Source organism: Nostoc sp., from assembly GCF_035638895.1.
Classification (GTDB): Bacteria; Cyanobacteriota; Cyanobacteriia; order Cyanobacteriales; family Nostocaceae; genus Nostoc.
Genome location: NZ_DASQZC010000238.1, coordinates 1 through 19,478, shown reverse-complemented (window position 1 = coordinate 19,478; position 19,478 = coordinate 1). Strand labels below are relative to the sequence as shown.

Genomic DNA, 19,478 nt, shown 5'->3' with positions numbered 1-19,478 from the left:
TCCACAACATCTACTAACCGAATTAATAAATCTCGCACTGCGTTTCTATCCCGCCTCGGAATGAATTCCGAGTCTCATAGCTGAACTTTAGTTATGGGCGGGATGTCGCTAAGTGTGACAGTTTAACTCTGACAAAAATGTGGGTAAAAGAGTTGAGAGGGCATTAAGGGGCGGCATACTTCTGCATCACATTGAATCAATAAGCGGGCATAAGACCCTATCGGCACTTGAGCGCTATTTAGAAGTGACCAACGATTCTTAACGGAATAGCGATCGCTTAATTGATTTTTTAATTTTCACAAAAAATTGTACTGTTTTTAGCTAATTGAAGAGGTTAGACCCTCAGAGACAAGCTCAATATCGAAAGTGGGTATGAAATTAGGCTTGTTCTCAAGAGTGGCGAATTGGGTTCCCTGGAAGGACAAAGCACCAGTGTTGCGGTTGTAACTGAACTCGTTAGTGGAAGTAGCGCCAAACGCAATTGCGGAAATCTGAATTTTGTCGTTCTGCAAGTAGCTGAAGTCCTTGATGATGTCAATGCCTTCAGACCTGACGTTGAAGACAAATGTATCAGCACCAGCATCGCCTGTGAGTGTGTTGTTCCCAGCACCGCCAACGATTGTGTCGCTACCAGAACCCCCATTTAAGAAGTCGTTACCAGCGCCGCCTTCGAGTGTGTCGTTACCAGCCTCACCAACCAAAACGTCGTAGTCCCCATAGCCAAACAAATGGTCATTACCATTGCCGCCAACCAAAAAGTTGTGACCGCCATTCCCCTCAATTCGATTGTCCAGGGCGTTACCTATGCCATTAATATCCTCGCTACCTGTGAGAACCAAGTTCTCTAGGTTGTCACCCAAGTTGTAGCTGAACGAAGCCTGAACCGTATCGGTTCCTTCATTCAAGTATTCTATAATCTTACCTTCATTCAAGTATTCTATAATCTTACTATTGATAAACAGATCGCTGAGTACATCGCCCCTAGCCATGTATGCAAAAGTAATATAAGTATCGTTGCCACTTCCACCAATTAGGGTATCAAGAACCTCACTGGCATCAAGGATGTCATCGCCTTCCTCGCCATACAGTATATTGCCACCGCCGTCTTCTCCGCTATTCAAATAATCATTGCCCAAACCACCGTACAGTTTGTCACTATTTGCACCACCGTAAAGGCTGTCATTGCCCGGACTACCATACACCATATCGTAACCATCGTTGCCATACAGTACATCGTTGCCTTCCAAACCATAAATAATCTCGTCTGCCGAGTTTGCTTGGATTGTGTCAGAACCTGTGGTGCCGTAGATGGATTTGGTTTTTCCTGGCCTAAATACATCGGGTGCTACGACAGCACTTATACGTGGATTTATATCTACATACTTACGATTCTGATTTTCAGGGTCAATATTGATAATACTACCCCCATTTTTAATGATGTCAAAACCATCAGTACTATAGACGTACACATCCTGTGAAAATTCAGAATCAAAAACGAGGACATCAATTACATTGTTGAAGACAAACTCATCAGCACCACCAAGACCATTGAGAGTGTCATCACCTAAATCGCCGAAGATGGAATCATTTTCTAGAGTCCCAGTCAGATTGTCATTACCAAGAGTACCGTTAATAGCTTGCATGTTCATCACTCCTTGTCAAACTATGGTTCAGTGCAGAATTAAATTAATTTAGCGTGAGTTCGACAGCGTATGAACGCTAATTAACAGCATATTTGAATAGGGTAGCAACCTTTTATAAACAGCATTAATCTCACAAAACTTAACCCTTCGATGTAAGGAGATATATTTAGACTATAGTTAGCGATCGCGTTTGAAAAAAGCTTTGCGATTTACTGAGTTTTCCTCTCCCTCCTGCCTTCCTTGATAAGTATATGAACCGAATCATTTTAAGGAAGGGAATGGTTTACTGTGTGCAAGTGCCACCACAGCTTGAACTAACTCTTCTGGATTAAGGTTTATGCAGAAAGTCATCTCTCAAATTCGTAATGCGTTCATAAGTACGAGCCAGCTTGATTTTCGTTTTGACTCTATTACTACTACCTTTGATGCTACGCGATAATTTTTTATGTGCCTTACGTAGCTTTCTTTTTTGAGTTCTGTAATACCTTGGGTTGTCTACTGTCTCGCCATTACTGGTAGTTAGATAAGACTTCAGCCCCAAATCCAAGCCAATATTCTGTGTTACCTGGGAATATTTCTCTATCTCAGTCTCACACAAGATACTAGCAATATATTTACCTCTCGGAGTGCGACTAATGGTAACGTTTAGAAGCTTCCCAGTAATGTCTTGGGATTTGTGGAACCTTACCCAACCTAGTTTCGGAAGCTTTAAACGATTCTCTATAATTTGAATGTTGCCGTTGGTGAGATTAGTTTTGTAAGACTGTTTACATCCATGCTTTTTGGATGAATGACAATTTATTGAATTTGCTGAATAAGTTTTAATTTTAACACAAAGTCACACTTAATATAGAGCGCCTAACTCATGACTTCTAGTCACGAGTGTGCGGCTTGAAGGCATCAATGTTTTGAAAATAACGCAAAAATCCTCATTTATGTAGGGGTTTTGCCACAGCTTCGGACTTCAGGCACAGGATGAAAGCTAGCTGAGTCTTTTACGACTGGAGAGTGTCAATCCTCAAATGAAGAATAAATCCTCTCAAAGTTAGGTAAGCAATTTCTTTGGCTGCGTTATGATCGGTATCGCCAGGAAATGTGCTTTTGTTGCCCACGCGGCTATGCTAGTGAAATCATATTCGAGAAGTGCTATTAAAAGACAATACAAACACAGATGTTGATTGAAGGTGTGTATCTGCGTGGATTGTATTAGGTTGGATATCTACGCGATGCCTACGGAAAGCCGCTAAAAAGCATCCGATTACTTATTAAACCCGAAGAACTTCACCAGCAGGCTCTCGCTTCTACTCATCGCTTAAGGTTTCAATCAACAACTCTACCTGTTGCTGTCGCTGCTGCAAAAAACTTTCGCACTGACGCAAATACTCAACAGCACTTGCAAATTGCTCAAACACAGCTTCCAAATCTAACTCACCCGCCTCAATGCGAGCAATAATTCCCTCTATTTCAGCAACCTTTGCCTCATAATTCCAACCTTCCTCAGAAGTAGAAGCACTCTTACGTTTAACCATTAACCTCTCTGTGCCCTCTGCGCCTTTGCGGTTCGTTTAGTTCCATAACCTTCACTTTAACCCCACCCTGCCCCAACTGAATCAACAAATCTTCCCCCACAGCCAACTCCGTCGCAGAACGAGCGATCGCCCCATCTTCCCGTCTCACCACCGCATAACCACGGTGTAACACCGCTTTCGGGTCAAGACTAGCTAACTTTTGCCGCAACAACTCTAGATGCTGCGTTGCTTGCTGCGATCGCCCCGTCGTAATTTGCACCAAATGCTGACGCTTCCAAGCTAGCTTTTCTACCTCCTGCTGCACTTGTTGATCTAACCGCAAACGTCGCAAACGATTTCGCAATACTTGCAGTTTATTAAGAGAATTTTCCCCAAAGTCATGCACTGCATCATGTAAAGCCACAACTCGCCCCCGATGCTCAGTATACAACTCTGAAAGTGCTGGTACAACTCTTTCCGCCGCCGCAGTCGGTGTATGCATACAAGCATCTGCAACTAAATCTGCTAAAGATTCATCTCGTTGATGACCGATACCAGTAATTACAGGAATAGAACAAGTAGCAAGCGATCGCACCACTCGTTCATCATTAAAACAAGCCAATTCCTCAACCGCACCACCACCACGCGATAAAATTAGCACTTCGGCGCGGCCATCTCTTTCCACCCGCTCAATTGCTTTGACGATAGATTCAGGCGCTTGCTCACCTTGTACTGTAGCCGGAGAAAATAAAACCTGTAAACCTGGATACCTTTGTCTGAGAGTTTTTTGAATATCACCCCAAGCAGCAGCAGTTGGTGAAGTGACGACAGCGATCGTTTGGGGGTGGGTTGGGAGCGATCGCTTTCTTTGAGCATCGAACAACCCCTCAGCCAGCAAGCGATTTTTGAGTTGTTGATAACGTAGCGCCTGTAAACCAACACCAGCAGGTAAAGTCTGCCAAACTGATAACTGATACTCTCCCCGTTGCGGGTAGACGCGAATACTACCCAAAATGATTATCTGCTCACCGGGAACAGGTATCTGGGCGAGTTTTGGCAATTGGCTATTCCATATCACACACTTAATTCCGGCGGTGCGATCGGTATCTTGCAGCGTAAAAAATAAACCACTGCGATGGTGGTTAGCGCTAGAGACTTCGCCAGTTACCCAAACTTGGCGTAATTGTTCATCTTGCTCTAATAGCAAGCGGATATAGTCAGTTAATCCAGAAACTGAAAGTGCAGTATCGAGAATTAGAGAGTCGGGAAGGTCAAAAGTCATCAAAGATGCCTGAAAGCATTTGTGCTGATACCAAATTTATGTGAGGCTGCATAGAACAAGTTTCTTGTTGGGGAAGAGTTTCAAGCGTTTTATTCTGTCCATCTTCATAAAGAATTGGTATGAAGCGATTCTAGCATTTTAATGAAAACCAAAGATTAACCCAGTAAACCCTTCAATCTTTTATAGACATCATCATCATTGCGCTTACCGACTAAAATCACTTCTATTAAATCTTGATCGGGAAAATACCTGTAAACAATTCGATATTCACCACTATCAACTCGATATAAACTTTGATAACCAGATAGCTGCTCACTATCAGCTGGTTCAAGCCAAGAGCCGTATTTCGTCCTGAACTAACAACTGAGCATTCAAAACTGAGGATTTAAGCCAAATTAACACACCTACGCTAATGACAGAAAACAAAAGCCTAAGGTTATAATTATGCCTCAGAACCTAGAACACTAACCTGCGGCTTATACATTCAAACCTCTAATCAACAGCAAATGGCCTTTCCTCTCAAGCACACTGAAGTGCAAGCCAAACATCTTGCGGCTAAAAGTCATCTAAAGCATTGATAATCCCTTCACTACTACCCTAAAAGCTTTTTACATCTAACCCCGACCTGATGAAGCTGCTGTAGATGATATGCTGATTGGCATGGGCGATCGCTCCTAATTTAGCAACCTTCGCAAATGCTCACGAGTCCGGTTCTACTGACAGTGTGTTTTGGTAATTTATTTTTTCTTCAAAACCCCTTGCTTACCCAGCCAAAAAAAGCTATCTCTGAATGCAAGTTGGTATCATTGTGCAAGACTACCCTAATCTGGTAGCGATCGAGTTACGATCTTGTCATACCCTTTTTTTGATTTGAGAAGTCCTATTCCAGAATTTTCTGGTTAAAATAGTATATCTGTTCTACTCAAACTCCCAGAGCAACACTCCTTAAAACCATATATTTAGAGGCATTAGAGGCAGGAATGGCTATCAACACGGATACTTCTGGCAAGCAAAAAGCGCTGACTATGGTGCTTAACCAGATTGAGCGCAGCTTTGGTAAAGGAGCAATTATGCGCCTGGGCGATGCTACCCGAATGCGGGTGGAAACCATTTCCAGTGGGGCGCTCACCCTTGATTTAGCATTGGGTGGTGGTTTACCCAAGGGGCGGGTAATTGAAATTTATGGGCCGGAAAGTTCCGGTAAGACTACAGTAGCGCTACACGCGCTGGCAGAAGTGCAAAGAAATGGCGGTATTGCTGCCTTTGTTGATGCTGAACACGCCCTTGATCCCACTTATGCTGCGGCATTGGGTGTAGATATTGACAATTTGCTGATTTCCCAACCTGACACAGGCGAATCAGCTTTGGAAATTGTCGATCAGCTTGTTCGCTCTGCTGCGGTTGATATTGTAGTCATTGACTCAGTAGCAGCACTGGTTCCCCGTGCTGAAATTGAAGGCGACATGGGTGATATTCACGTTGGTTTGCAGGCGCGGTTGATGAGCCAAGCTTTACGTAAAATTACTGGAAATATCGGTAAATCTGGCTGCACAGTAATTTTCATTAACCAGTTGCGGCAAAAAATCGGTGTTACCTACGGTAGCCCAGAAACCACAACTGGCGGTAACGCATTGAAGTTCTACGCTTCAGTGCGCTTGGATATTCGCCGGATTCAAACTTTGAAAAAAGGTACAGAAGAATTTGGTAACCGCGTCAAAGTTAAAGTCGCTAAAAATAAAGTAGCGCCACCTTTTAGGATTGCGGAATTTGACATTATTTTTGGCAAAGGAATTTCTACTTTGGGTTGTATTGTAGACTTAGCAGAAGAAACTGGCGTGCTTGTCCGAAAGGGAGCTTGGTACAGCTACAATGGTGACAACATTTCTCAAGGTCGAGACAACGCCATTAAGTATCTAGAAGAAAAGCCCGAATTTGCTGAACAAATTAAGCAACTGGTGCGTGAAAAGTTAGATAAAGGCGCTGTTGTTTCTGCTAACTCTGTAGCTAAACCCAGTGAAGGAGATGAAGAGGAAGAAGTCGATTTAGAGCCAGAAGAATAAGCAGTGTGGATTTATCAATCTGCAACTTTTAATGTGTAGTGGGTTGCAAAGACAGCTAACCCACTTTTTGCAAGGTATTGATGAATTACAGAAAGCCTAACGAAATGATTGCTACTATTATCATGAGCAATCATTTTTTTGGCGTTTGTCCTTGGAATAAGTTAAAAGTACGGGCACAACAATAAACTGCCATTATGTCCCTGTTTTGTTCAAAAATCAAATATGAGTCCTATAAATATTTGATTAAGAATCGCCACCTATCTACGTATTTTTGCTGGATATGGGATATTTACTAATATTTGCAATAGCGATAACTATCGTTTAACCCAACTATAACAATCCCGGATTATTCGCGATCAACAAGATCCCCGACAACTTTTACGATGTCGGGGATCTCCGGGTTGGGTTGCAATTCTTCGAAGTTAAATAGGATATAAAAATCCTGTTTCTTTGGTCAGTTCTGAATAAATCTGAGTTTTCTCGATAAGAATAAGGGTTGATTTATCTAAGCTCATAAGAAAATAGAAGGCTTGTCAGCTTTATAAAACAATACAGTTGAGTTTAAGACTTGGCCTAAGCACCCTTAAAAAAGAGGGAACTAGTACCGCAAGGCGGAAGTCAAAAGCCAAAAGTCAAAAGTCAAAAGTCACATATACTTTAATTTTGGGCTTTCTGACTGTAATGAAATAGTAGGTTTATTTCCGCCTTGCGGTACTAATCTGGGAGACAGGGCAAGCAAGTAACTCTCAAATTTAACCTTTCAACTTATAACAAGCCTCGTTTCCCATTGGGGCGGATGGTCATCCAATTTGTTTTTGCTAGTGCAAGCTGCTCATCAGAAATTTTGGCACTGGTAAGATTAGCACCACACAGATTAGCTCCTCGGAGGTTGGCATTACTAAGACAAGCATTGCTGAGGTCTGCGCCTCGCAGGTCTGCCCCTTCTAAATCAGCATGGTTAAAGTATGCTTTGCTCAAATTAGCATCCTTGAGATTTGCTCTAGTGAGACTGGCTCTGCCAAAGTCACTATTGTGAAGATTAGCTCCCTGGAGATTAGTTTTTTGCAATTGAGTGGAATGAAAATTTGTTTGGGATAGGTCAGCACCTTGCAGATTCAGTAAACTTAAATTGTGTAGAGCAAAATCTCGTCTTCCTTTCTGATAGGCAGTTAATAAACCTTGAGTATCTAATTTACGCTCAACTTTAGAAGTTTTAACTTGTGAACCATTACTGTTGCTGTTAACAAAAGTTGTTGATTTGGCCATTCCAGAACCCTGGTGTAATCCACCTGCTTCTGCTGCTGCCTTGGCTCGTCTAGCGCGAATTGCTGCCGCTACCTGTGCTACTCCTGTACTGGTAGCAGCAGAGTTATTACATAAAACAGCAGAATTATCCAGGTGGTTGTGTGTTCGCTCTTTAGACCCAGTATCTGATTTAATTAATAAACCCTTTGCTAAACTTTCTAAATATGGTTCTATTTCCAATGCTCTGAGAACTTCTGTCGCTGACTGATAGCGATTACGTACAGACACCTCTAACATTTTTCGCAATACATTGCCCAAGTGGTCACTCACTTGTACAAGTTGCTCCCACATCATCTCGCCAGTGTTGGGATTGTAATCTAAATCTTTAGGAGTTTTGCTAGTCAGTAAATAAATGCATGTCACCCCCAGTGCATAGATGTCACTGGCGTAGACTGGACGCATAGCCATTTGCTCTGGAGGTGCAAAACCAGGAGTACCAATAGCATAGGCAGTTAATGCTGTCTGTCCTGATTGATTTACCGCACCTTGGCTGATCTGGTTTTTGACGGCACCAAAGTCGATTAGTACCATTCTGGCATCTTGAGTACGGCGAATTAAGTTGGCTGGCTTGATATCACGGTGAATCACCTTTTGCTCGTGGATGTATTGCAGTAGTGGCAAAGTCTCGCTCAAAAATTGCTTGACTCCAGTTTCGCTTAAGATGCCGTTAAGTTTGACCTCTTCCTGCAAGGTATCACCACTGATGTATTCTTGAATTAAGTAGAATTGTTCATGATCTTCAAAATAGTCTAACAATCTTGGTACTTGGGGATGATTGCCAATCTTACCTAAAGTTTTGGCTTCTCGTTCAAAGAGTTCTCTGGCCATCTGTAAAACGTGTGGGGCGCTTCCTGATGGGCGTAATTGTTTGATTACGCAACTCGGTTCTCCTGGTAAGCCTTGATCGTTGGCTAAGAAGGTTGCTCCAAAGCCACCCTGACCTAATGGTTTGATCACCTGATAGCGATCGCGCAACAGTAGTTGCGAGCCACAAGACTGGCACTTTTGGCTATATACCAAATTTTCTGGATTGGGACAGGTAGGATTTAAGCAGTAGCTCATGCACTGTCAACTCGCTGCACGAAGAATCATGGTGAGTTGTTATACTCTCTTTCAATTATTTAGATATTAATCAACTCTTGCCAGGTAATTTTTGCTGGAAATGCTTTGAAGATTTTTTAAAGTTTAGCTAATATTACGTAAACTATTTGCCAAATAAGAAAATTATTATACCCAGAATGTTAAATAGTATTTAAATTACTTTATAGTATATACTAATTTGTTATAATACCCTCTTAGAACTTTTTCAGTTCCTCTATTTGAAGCAAAGTCGAAATGGCGGTTTGGACTGATAACGCAGCATTAGCACCGCGCTATCGACCTACACCTAAAACGGGCGTCTCCTCTTCTCGCAAAGGGCAAGGTTAGCACCAAGGGATAATATCAAGTTCGGGTGATAACTTATAATAAAATCTATCAATGTAAGCTGGTTGGGTTTTAGCAAGATCCCCGTAGTAATACAGCAGTGAAACCCAACATCAATAAGGATAAAATGTTGGGTTGCCCTGCGGAAAACCCCTTCTTCACCAGACGCTGTTCGCGTTTAGGTCTATGTTTCTAATACGCCATTTGCTCGGTTGTCGAGAAACCCCAAGGGTGCAGTGGCTCTCCAAGCTAGAGACATTATAAGTGTTTAACCGAACCTGATATAAGACCACACTAACTCCCTTAAAGAAAATCGCTGTAGAATTTTGGATGCCCAAGTTTGGAGGCAATTTAAAATTATCTCCATTAGTCGTTACCAGAGTATTAGCTGGCTTTCATGTTTACACTAATCAGTTGTTCGAGAAGTGCAAAAACATCACTGCGACTGAGTTTCTCTTTACCACTAGCAAGGGCATCAAGAGTGCCATTAGCCAACGTTAAGGGAATTTGGCAAAAATCTAAGGCTGGGCCAGTAGGAAGGTTTTTGGTATAAGCTTCTGCCAGGGCTAGATTGCGCCGGGCATACTCTTGCATATTTTCTGCACTCCAACCCTCTGGAAAAAAGTCTACCCCACGCCCTAAATCTTCAGTATGGTTACGCAGGATATTAACTGCTTGTAAACCCCGGCCAAACCCGATCGCCTGGGTACGGTTAGTTTGCGTTCCATCGTACCAAGTCCATAAGTCCGATAGTAACAATCCGACTGCACCTGCAACCCCAAAGGTATAACGATCCAAATCAGATTCTGTATAAATTTTCCAGTTTCTTTCTGCCCAGTAAGCCATCCGGTCTGCCATTGCAGCAGTGGCATCCCAAATTCGAGGCGCAATGGTCTCTGGTGCTAGTATCGACCATTCTCTAATCCTTACTGTGACTTCTTCTAAGGTATTATCATACCCATTAAATCCTGCAAAGAAAGCATCTGCTGCGAAGCCATCAACCCCTGCCTGTAATGTCAGGCTAATCGTTCTTAACAGCTTTGCTTTAGTAGCGTTATCTAATTCGGGATGATCTTCTATTTCATCAATGGCACGCATACACAAATATGCTGATGCTACTGCTTCTTGTAATCCTGGCGGTAAAACACTAATTGGGATATAAAAAGTTCGGCTAGTTTCTTTGAGGATTTGCAATGCATCTCTACGTAAATTCATGTTTTCACTCCCCGATTGATTTTTGCACCACATGAAGTTTGCAGTTTTTTGATGATACTGGATATAGTTTTAACTAAACTTTAAAAACTATAGACTATAAGATACGCTAGTATTTCATCTAAAAATTAATAGTTTTTGGTGTTGCAATTAACAAAACTCTCAAATTTATCAAAGTCTAATTTAGTATATAGGGTTTTGGTCGCAAAAATCTTTAATGTGGCGTTTGATATAGCTATCATCAAGTTTTAGTGGATATATAAAGAATTATGCTAATATTTGGTTGATTAGTGCGAATTTTTTCCATGAGGAAACATCTATAGTCTGGATTTGAAAGTATTTTAAGTCTGCGTTAAATTGACTAATAAATTATAATCATTGTATATATAAATACAATTGAAGAGAAGCTGGTAATAGATAACAGTAAGTGTAAGCACCTTTAGATGCGAACGTCAGTATATCGAAGAGTTAGAGTAAGTTACATAGACATAAAGGGCTGGGATGCGTGGATTGGGCTATGTCCACGCTTGTGGATTACAATGGGAACCTGCTTACTGTCTAAGGTGGTAAGCTGTTATGTATACAACTTGCACAATCAGGGCGGGCAAGATGCCCACCCCACAAGCATATTGAAAAAATATTAGTGCAAATTAAAGGCGCAACAGCTTATCAAGTGACCATAACCAAGAACAAGAAGTTTCCGTATATTTACGAGATTGACAATAAAAAAGTGGGCTGTTTGCCCACTCAATAAAACATTTATGTGATAAATACACAAGCTTGTGCATCACGAAAATCACTCTCTGTTAAGAAATATCTGCTAATTTTTTACCCAACCTCTAGCGAAAGAAAGAGTTTGATGGTGAATATGTCTGTAATCATGAATGCGGACAAGTGTTTACCTGCTAAATAACTGATATGCCGCAATATTTCGGAAAACTACCCACTACTAACCAACCTTGGACAACTGTTAGCGATATAAAAGCTGTAACGTCCGACAATAATATTATTAATTTTGACTGTGGCGACTCACGCCTTACTATCAGCGTACTTGCACCCAATTTACTCCGCGTGCGTTTTGCACCAACTGGGGAATTTATGCCTCGGCGTTCTTGGGCAGTGGCACTGGATGATGCAGAATGGGCAACAACACCTTTTACGGTGCAAGAAAATGAAGCAACGGTAGAAATTGAAACAGCACAGATTCGTGTGTGCGTCCAGCGTGAAAAGTGCCGCATTGTCTGTTTCGACAAAGCTAATCGCCCTTTTGCCCAAGATGCAGAGATGGGTATAGGTTGGCGGATGGGTGCAGTTGCAGCATGGAAAGAAATTGCAGCCGATGAACATTTCTATGGTTTTGGTGAACGCACAGGCTTTCTGGACAAACTCAGCGAAGTAAAAACCAACTGGACAACGGATGCCTTAGATTATGATGCATTGACTGATGAAATGTACCAAGCAATTCCATTTTTTATGGCTTTGCGCCCAGAGTTAGGCTATGGAATCTTTTTCAACACTACTTTTTGGAGTCAATTTGATATCGGTGCTGAACAACCAGGTATTTGGAAGATGGAAACTCGTGGCGGTGAATTGGATTATTACATTATCTATGGCCCCGAACCTGCCCAAATCTTGGAGACTTACACTCAGCTAACCGGGAGAATGCCATTACCGCCGAAATGGGCGCTAGGTTATCATCAATGTCGCTGGAGTTATGAATCAGAAACTGTTGTGCGGGAACTAGCGCAAGAATTTCGTCAGCGTCGCATTCCCTGTGATGTTATTCACTTGGATATCGACTATATGCGGGGTTATCGGGTATTTACTTGGAGTCCTCAACGCTTCTCTAACCCAGCAAAACTCATTCGTGATTTAGCACAGGATGGTTTCAAAACAGTAACAATCATTGACCCTGGTGTGAAGTATGAACCAGAAGGTAATTATCATGTTTTTGACCAAGGCTTAGAAAACGACTATTTTGTGCGGAAAGCTGATGGTGCCTTGTTCCACGGCTACGTTTGGCCTGAGAAAGCTGTTTTTCCTGATTTTTTGCGTCCTGATGTGTCTAACTGGTGGGCTGATTTACATAAAAGCTTAACTGATCTTGGTGTGGCAGGAATTTGGAATGATATGAACGAACCTGCCATAAACGATCGCCCTTTCGGTGATGATGGTGAAAAGATTTGGTTTCCCCTAGATGCACCGCAGGGGGGAGATGAGGGAGCAGGGGGAGCAGGGGAAGCAGGGGGAGAGGAGGAGAACTTTCAATTCAAAATTCAAAATGACGCTCGCGGACTCGCTAACGCTGCGCTAACAAAATTAAGAATTGATGTGACTCATACGGAAGTGCATAATTTGTATGGGTTGATGATGGCTAAAGCTTGCTATGAAGGGTTGGAACGGCATCGAGGTTCAGAACGATCGTTTGTGTTGACGCGATCGGGTTATGCTGGTGTGCAACGCTGGTCTTCTGTGTGGATGGGAGATAACCAATCGTTGTGGGAGCATTTAGAAATGTCTCTGCCGATGCTTTGCAATATGGGACTTTCGGGTGTGGGGTTTGTGGGTTGCGATATTGGCGGGTTTGCTGGTAACGCGACAGCTGAATTATTCGCTCGGTGGATGCAGGTAGGAATGCTTTACCCATTGATGCGCGGTCATTCGGCAATGTCTACTGCTCGTCATGAACCTTGGGTATTTGGCGATCGCGTTGAAAATATCTGTCGAGAATACATTAATCTACGTTATCAACTACTCCCCTATATCTACACTCTTTTTTGGGAAGCGGTAACAACAGGCGCACCGATTTTAAGACCATTATTGTACCATTTCCCTAACGATCCGAAAACCTATAGTCTCTACGATCAAGTATTACTAGGTGCGTCGCTGATGGCTGCACCAATTTACCGCCCTGGAGTTGAGCATCGAGCTGTCTATTTACCTGCTGGCACTTGGTATGATTGGTGGAGTGGCGATCGCTACGAAGGCCCGATTCACATTCTTGCTCATGCACCGCTTGAAAGAATGCCACTGTATGTCCGTGGTGGTGCGATCGTTCCCATGCAACCTGTCAGGCAATACGTTGATCAAGCCCCACTTGATGAGATCCGATTACGGATTTGGCCTGGTAATAACGAATATCAGCTATTTGAAGATGATGGACAGACGAACGACTATCTAGATAAAAAGTTTTCGCTAGCAACTATTAGCGTATTTACTAAATCTAATCAAACAGTAGTGGAAATTGGAGCGAGAATGGGAGAATGGACACCTCCAGCGCGTGAAGTAATTGTAGAACTTGTTGGTGTTGGGGAGCAACGTTTCCAAGATGATGGTAAGCAACATACTCTGCAATTTTGAAATACTCGCAAAGGTGGTTTTTTGAGCCACCATTATTTCTTACTCTAAATTGTGCAAGAAAAAATATGCACAGAGGTAGATGAAAACAAAGTCAATGGGTAACATAAAATGCAAAAGACAGAAATGGCTAAACCGTAAGAAATACCTAAGTTTACTACCCTAGATACATGCGGTTAGAGAACAATCAATGTTAAATGTTAACCGCTTGCGGCTGCAAGATATATCTAAAATCCCTACAAATTCACTTGTGGCAAAAGTCGCAAGTGCGATCGCTGTTTTTGTTGGCAGCTTGGTACTAGTTGGTTGGTGTCTTGGCATTGAAGTTCTTAAGCGCGGCTTCCCTGGTAGTCCTGCCACAATGAAAGTAAATACAGCGCTGTGTTTTGTGCTATGTGGTGTGTCGCTGTGGCTATTTTTAAAAGCAACAAATCAGGGGAGCAGGGAGGAAAAAAGAATTGAAAATTACCCCCATAGCTCCCTTCTAATTTCTAGGGTCTGTGCGATAGCTGTCACTACAATAGGTGCGCTTACACTTTGTGAATATCTGTTTGGCTGGAATCTTGGCATTGATGAGCTACTGTTTCGTGATTTGTCAACTAGCATAGCGACATCGCATCCAGGGCGAATGGGGGCGAACACAGCACTGAACTTTATGCTGGTTAGCGTTGCCCTACAGATTTTGATTCATCCAAAAACCCACCGCAGTTATTGGTATGCTCAGATTATCGCTCTGATCGCAACTTTAATTTCCTTTCAGGCGCTCATGGGCTATGCCTACAAAGTGAAAGTTCTCTATGGACTTGCCCCTTATACAACATCAATGGCTTTACACACGGCGGCGTTGTTCAGCTTATTAAGTATGGGCATTCTGTGGGCGCGGGCTGAACAAGGTTTAATGAGGGTAGTTACAAGTGATAGTTACGGCGGCTTACTTGCACGTCGTTTATTAATTGCCGCGATCGTAGTACCTTCTATATTGGGGTGGGTAATTGTTGAAGGTCAACGGGCAGGACAATACGATCCGGCTTTTGCGGTGTCGGTATTTGCGATCGTCCTGATTGTGATTTTTACTATCTTAATTTGGCAAAGTGCTAGGGTTATTGAACGCCTCAGCAATCAGCGCGATCTTGCCCAAGAAGCACTCAGAACTTACGAAGCTAAACTGGGAAGTTTCGTAGATTCTAACGTCATCGGCATTTTGTTTGGCGATGTGTATGGCAATATCCAACAGGCAAACGACGAATTTTTGAGGATGATTGGTTACACGCAGGAGGATTTGTTAGCAGGTAGGTTAAGTTGGCGCAATATCACACCACCAGAGTATTTATACTTGGATGAGCGAGGTGTCGCCGAAGCAAAGGGAAGCACCAACGCTGCTTGTACGCCTTACGAAAAAGAATATATTCACAAGGATGGTAGGCGCATCCCGATTTTAATTGGTTACGTGCTGCTAGGAGAAAACCGCGACGAGTCAGTAGCGTTTATCCTCGACTTGAGCGAACGCAAGCAAGCAGAAGCAGAGCAACAAAAATTAGTGTCGCTGGTAGAAAATAGCTCTGACTTTATCGGCATCGCCACCCTTGAGGGTCAATTACTCTACATCAATGATGCAGGTCAAAAGCTGGTAGGGCTTTCCAGCCTTGATGAGGTCAGGCAAAAGGTAGTATTAGATTACTTCATGCCCAAAGATAAAGCCTATTTTCAACAATATATACTGCCGACTGTGCTACTACAAGGGCGCTGGCAGGGAGAATTCTGCTTTCGGCATCTCCAAACAGGTCAACCGATACCAGTTGATTACAATATCTTCACTGTTAAAGACAACAAGACAGGTGAGCCAATTGCCTTAGCAACTGTGACTCGCAACATCAGCGAACAAAAAGTGGCTAAGGAAAAAATATTACAACTAAACAAGGATCTACAGCGCCGCATTACTGAGTTACAAACTCTGTTGGAAGTAATTCCGATTGGAATTGGCATTGCCGAAGATCCAGAATGCCAAAATATCAAGGTTAACCCTGCTTTTGCCAAGCAGTTGGGAATACCATCAGATACAAATGCCTCCCTCAACGTTTCTTTGGACAAAAAATCGACAAGCTTTAAAATCTACCGCGAGGGAAGGGAACTGTCAGCAGAGGAACTCCCGATGCAATACTCTGCAACTCATGGTATTGAAGTTCTAGGTTGTGAACTCGATGTTATCCATGAAAATGGAAAAATTGTCAACCTGTTAGAGTATGTTGCACCTTTATTTGACGAAGAGGGGAAAACCAGAGGACGCGTTGGTGCATTTTTAGATATTACAGAGCGCAAACAGGCAGAGGAAGTACTTCTAAATCAGCAAAAATGGCTAGAGAATGTGTTAAATCTGATGCCAAGACCGTTGTTGTTTATTGAACCAGGAACGGCGCGGGTAACTTTTGCCAATCGCTCTGCTAACGAATTAGCTGGGGGCGAATTTCCCAAAGGTGTACCAGCTGCAGAGTATCACACAGTCTACCACTATACAGATGCAGCTGGCGATCGCATCCCCAATGAACAAATGCCAGGAGTGCGGGTTGCCCTTGGCGAACGCCTAAATGGATTGGAGGTAGACTGGCACACCCCCGGTGGTGTGCGTTCTCTATTAGTATTTGCTGACACCTTGCCAGCAATGCATGGTCATCCTGCTACCTGTATCTTGGTGTTCCAAGAGATTAGCAACCTCAAGCAGGCAGAAAAAGCCCTCTCGTTAGGTTACAAAAGGCTAAAGCTACTATTTGACACAGCTAACGATTTACTATCAAGCCAGGAACCAGTATTACTAATCGATAGTGTCTACCGAAAACTAAGAGAGCAAATTGGAATAGAAGTTTATTTGAACTATTTGGTTGAGGATAAGTCTCAAATAATGCGGTTGGGGTCTTACAGTGGTATTTCCCAGGAGATAGCAAAGGAAATCGAATCGTTGGCAGTGGGTGAAGGGGTTTCCGGTGGTGTAGCGCAGAAACGCCATCCCTTAGCTGTAGAGAATGTGCAGCAATCTACTGACTCGCAAACCGCATTGATTCGTTCTTTAGGGATAACTGCTTATTATGCATACCCATTGATCGCCCAAGGACGCTTGTTAGGCACTCTTTCTTTTGGCAGCCGCACTCGCTTAAGCTTCACTGACAATCAAAAGGGGATGATGCAAGCAGTATGCGACCAAATAGCGATCGCAATGGAACGAGCTAGTTTAATTGCTTCTTTGCAACAACAAACTGAGCAGTTGCAAGAGGCTAACCGCATGAAGGATGAGTTTCTAGGAATATTGTCCCACGAATTGCGATCGCCTCTCAATGCCATCCTTGGCTGGGCGCAATTACTGCAACGAAGTAAGCTTAGTGAAACCCTGATAGCTAGGGCTACGGAGACAATTGAACGCAATGCAAAAGCGCAAACCCAGCTAATTGAAGACCTGCTGGATATATCACGGATGATGAGAGGCAAGTTACGCCTTAATGTCCGTACTTGTAATTTGGTTCCAATGATTGAGTCGAGCCTAGAGACTGTGAGCCTCGCCGCCCAATCCAAAGAAATCGATTTAAGATTTTCCCTTATTCCCTCAAAAGAAACCCGAAATGCGCCACCGGGGATACTCCCCGTGGTCACTTTCGCGTCAAATTCAGATTTAGAATTAGGAATCAATCACGAAAATTTAGAATCAAGAGAATCACAATCCCAAACCATGTTGGGCGAAAATTCTCAATTTTTAGTATCCGGTGATCTTGAGCGCTTGCAGCAAATAATTTGGAATCTGCTATCGAATGCCATCAAATTCACACCCAGAGGAGGACGGGTAGAGGTGCAATTGTCTGTAGTCACTAGCCAAGAAAAACAAGACACAACGGATAAATACGCCCAGATTCAGGTAATTGACACAGGTATTGGTATCAGCCCTGATTTTCTTCCTTACGTTTTTGAGCGCTTTCGTCAAGCTGATAGTTCTAGCACTAGATCCTATGGTGGATTAGGACTAGGATTAGCGATCGCGCATAATTTAGTAGAATTACATGGCGGTACTGTTTACGCAAATAGTCCAGGAATTGGACAAGGGGCGACGTTTACAGTCAAATTACCACTTCTCAAGAGTCCGCCGCTCCACCCCATTGCCCCTTTGCCCCTCTCTTTCTCCATCCCTCTCTCCCTCCTTGGTGTACGCGTGCTAGTTGTAGATGACCAAGCCGATACCCGTGACTTCATCACCACAATCCTCGAACAGTACCAAGCCGAAGTTCAGGCTGTAGAATCAGTTGAAAAAGCATTGCAGGTAATTACACAGTGGAAACCAGATGTTTTAGTTAGCGACATTGGTATGCCCGATGAGGATGGTTATTCTTTGATCCGCAAAGTGCGATCGCAACCACCAGAACTAGGGGGAAATATTCCCGCCGCAGCGTTAACAGCTTATACCACGGCAGAGGATCGGATGCGAGCTATACAAGAAGGTTATCAGCTACATTTACCTAAACCTATTGAGGCAGCTGAGTTAGCTACAGTAGTTGCCAGACTTGCTGGACGGACTTAGAGAAAATGGGGTATGGGGAATAGGAATTAAATTTTACTCCATGTCCCATTCTCTTTGTTACTAATATCAAAATTTATACAAAATATCAATTTTATTCCCAGGTCAATACCTGCATATAAAAATATTTGGATGTATATTTTTATTACAGTATAAAAAATTTTTGTCTTTTGGGGCGATCGCTATTTAGGAAAAGCGGCTTCAATAGGCTGGCTCTTTTGCTCTTTCAGTCCATTCTCAAGGGGATCACTAGCGGGGGAAGATTATTTAAAGTTTATTGGAAGCGAATTCCGAAATAGGCAATTTAAGAATTGTATTTAAAGCATGTAAGTTAATAATTTAATGCAAACAGACTACATAAATTGCAAATTGAGTATTTCAAGAAAATAGTCCTAAGCAACACTTGGGTTGCTGCCATCACCATGATTAGTCTGTAATATTCACCCAATTTATTCAGATAATCATCCAAGAAATAGATAGTGTTTCAACTACCCTTAACTACTAATCAGCAGTATTCTCTACATTATAATTTTTTTATGAGCACCCGAACAAAGACATTAATAAAAACAGTAGCTGCACAAAACCTAAATAGTATTGACTTATATAACTCGAAGCGAGCTTATTTTTTGCAAGAAATAATTGAAGGCTTAGAAGACGGCATATTAATTTTAAGCCAAAATGGTGAAGTAGTTCATGCTAATGCATCGGCTCGTCGCCTTTGCTGTCAATTCAATGAAGGGAAATTCAACCAAAATTTTGTACCACCAGTCATCTGGAATCTTTGTGAACCGTTATTCAATAGTGGGTATTTGTTTTATGATAAACTTTTAATTCTGTCGGATGAAATTGTACTTGATAAGTCTAATATTTTTCGGATTAGGGTGAGAATACTAGATTTAGAGGGGTTGGAAATACCTTGTTTATTGGTGACTATAGAAAATCAATATGAATCTGTGAAAAATGTAGCACTCACTGAAGTTAAAAAATTTGATCTGACGCCGCGAGAAGCTGAAATTTGGTTTCTCTATAAAAGCAACTACAGCTACAAAGAAATTGCTACTAAGCTTTACATCACTATAAACACCGTGAAGAAGCACATGAAAAATATTCACACCAAGCGCCAAGCAAACATGTCTT

General features: G+C 42.5%; 10 protein-coding genes and 1 pseudogene. 4 read left to right on the top strand and 7 right to left on the bottom strand.

Translation table 11 applies throughout. The features are described from left to right. Positions 1-317 precede the first annotated feature (317 nt). From VE944_RS11315 to VE944_RS11295, 5 genes and pseudogenes are all read right to left on the bottom strand, one after another. Positions 318-1,643 carry a calcium-binding protein gene (locus VE944_RS11315; RefSeq protein ID WP_324976705.1) on the bottom strand — a complete coding sequence of 442 codons (1,326 nt, stop codon included), beginning with the start codon at positions 1,641-1,643 and terminating at the stop codon, positions 318-320. A 328-nt stretch (positions 1,644-1,971) separates the two neighbouring features. Then, on the bottom strand, positions 1,972-2,445 hold the full coding sequence (locus tag VE944_RS11310; RefSeq protein ID WP_324976707.1) for a transposase: 474 nt from the start codon (positions 2,443-2,445) through the stop codon (positions 1,972-1,974). Positions 2,446-2,944: 499 nt separating this feature from the next. Beyond that, the gene (gene xseB / locus VE944_RS11305) at positions 2,945-3,172 is read right to left on the bottom strand and encodes an exodeoxyribonuclease VII small subunit (protein WP_324976702.1); all 228 of its coding nucleotides are present in this window, start codon (positions 3,170-3,172) and stop codon (positions 2,945-2,947) included. Then, a complete protein-coding gene (gene xseA / locus VE944_RS11300; protein WP_324976699.1) occupies positions 3,165-4,433 on the bottom strand; it encodes an exodeoxyribonuclease VII large subunit in 1,269 nt (422 codons plus the stop codon). The genes xseB and xseA overlap by 8 nt, the downstream gene beginning before the upstream one ends. Before the next feature lie 155 nt (positions 4,434-4,588). Then, positions 4,589-4,759 (bottom strand): annotated as a pseudogene (locus tag VE944_RS11295) (type II toxin-antitoxin system RelE family toxin); the annotation flags it as partial. A 654-nt stretch (positions 4,760-5,413) separates the two neighbouring features. On the opposite strand from VE944_RS11295, the gene recA reads away from it, so the two are divergent. Then, positions 5,414-6,493 carry a recombinase RecA gene (gene recA / locus VE944_RS11290; RefSeq protein ID WP_324976696.1) on the top strand — a complete coding sequence of 360 codons (1,080 nt, stop codon included), beginning with the start codon at positions 5,414-5,416 and terminating at the stop codon, positions 6,491-6,493. Between the two features lie 765 nt (positions 6,494-7,258). On the opposite strand, the gene VE944_RS11285 is transcribed toward recA, so the two are convergent. Together VE944_RS11285 and VE944_RS11280 are read right to left on the bottom strand one after the other, a co-directional pair. Continuing rightward, positions 7,259-8,860 (bottom strand): serine/threonine-protein kinase, encoded by a 1,602-nt coding sequence (locus tag VE944_RS11285; RefSeq protein WP_324976694.1) that lies wholly within the window; start codon positions 8,858-8,860, stop codon positions 7,259-7,261. A gap of 747 nt (positions 8,861-9,607) precedes the next feature. Continuing rightward, the gene (locus VE944_RS11280; protein WP_324976691.1) at positions 9,608-10,438 is read right to left on the bottom strand and encodes a phytoene/squalene synthase family protein; all 831 of its coding nucleotides are present in this window, start codon (positions 10,436-10,438) and stop codon (positions 9,608-9,610) included. A gap of 915 nt (positions 10,439-11,353) precedes the next feature. Between VE944_RS11280 and VE944_RS11275 the strand changes: the two genes are divergently transcribed. The 3 genes from VE944_RS11275 to VE944_RS11265 all read left to right on the top strand — a co-directional run. After that, on the top strand, positions 11,354-13,795 hold the full coding sequence (locus VE944_RS11275) for a glycoside hydrolase family 31 protein (RefSeq protein ID WP_324976688.1): 2,442 nt from the start codon (positions 11,354-11,356) through the stop codon (positions 13,793-13,795). A gap of 187 nt (positions 13,796-13,982) precedes the next feature. Next, complete coding sequence (locus VE944_RS11270; protein WP_324976685.1) at positions 13,983-18,344, top strand: PAS domain S-box protein; 4,362 nt, start codon at positions 13,983-13,985, stop codon at positions 18,342-18,344. Positions 18,345-18,877: 533 nt separating this feature from the next. Next, a partial coding sequence (locus VE944_RS11265; RefSeq protein ID WP_324976682.1) for a helix-turn-helix transcriptional regulator occupies positions 18,878-19,478 on the top strand: 601 nt, incomplete at its 3' end.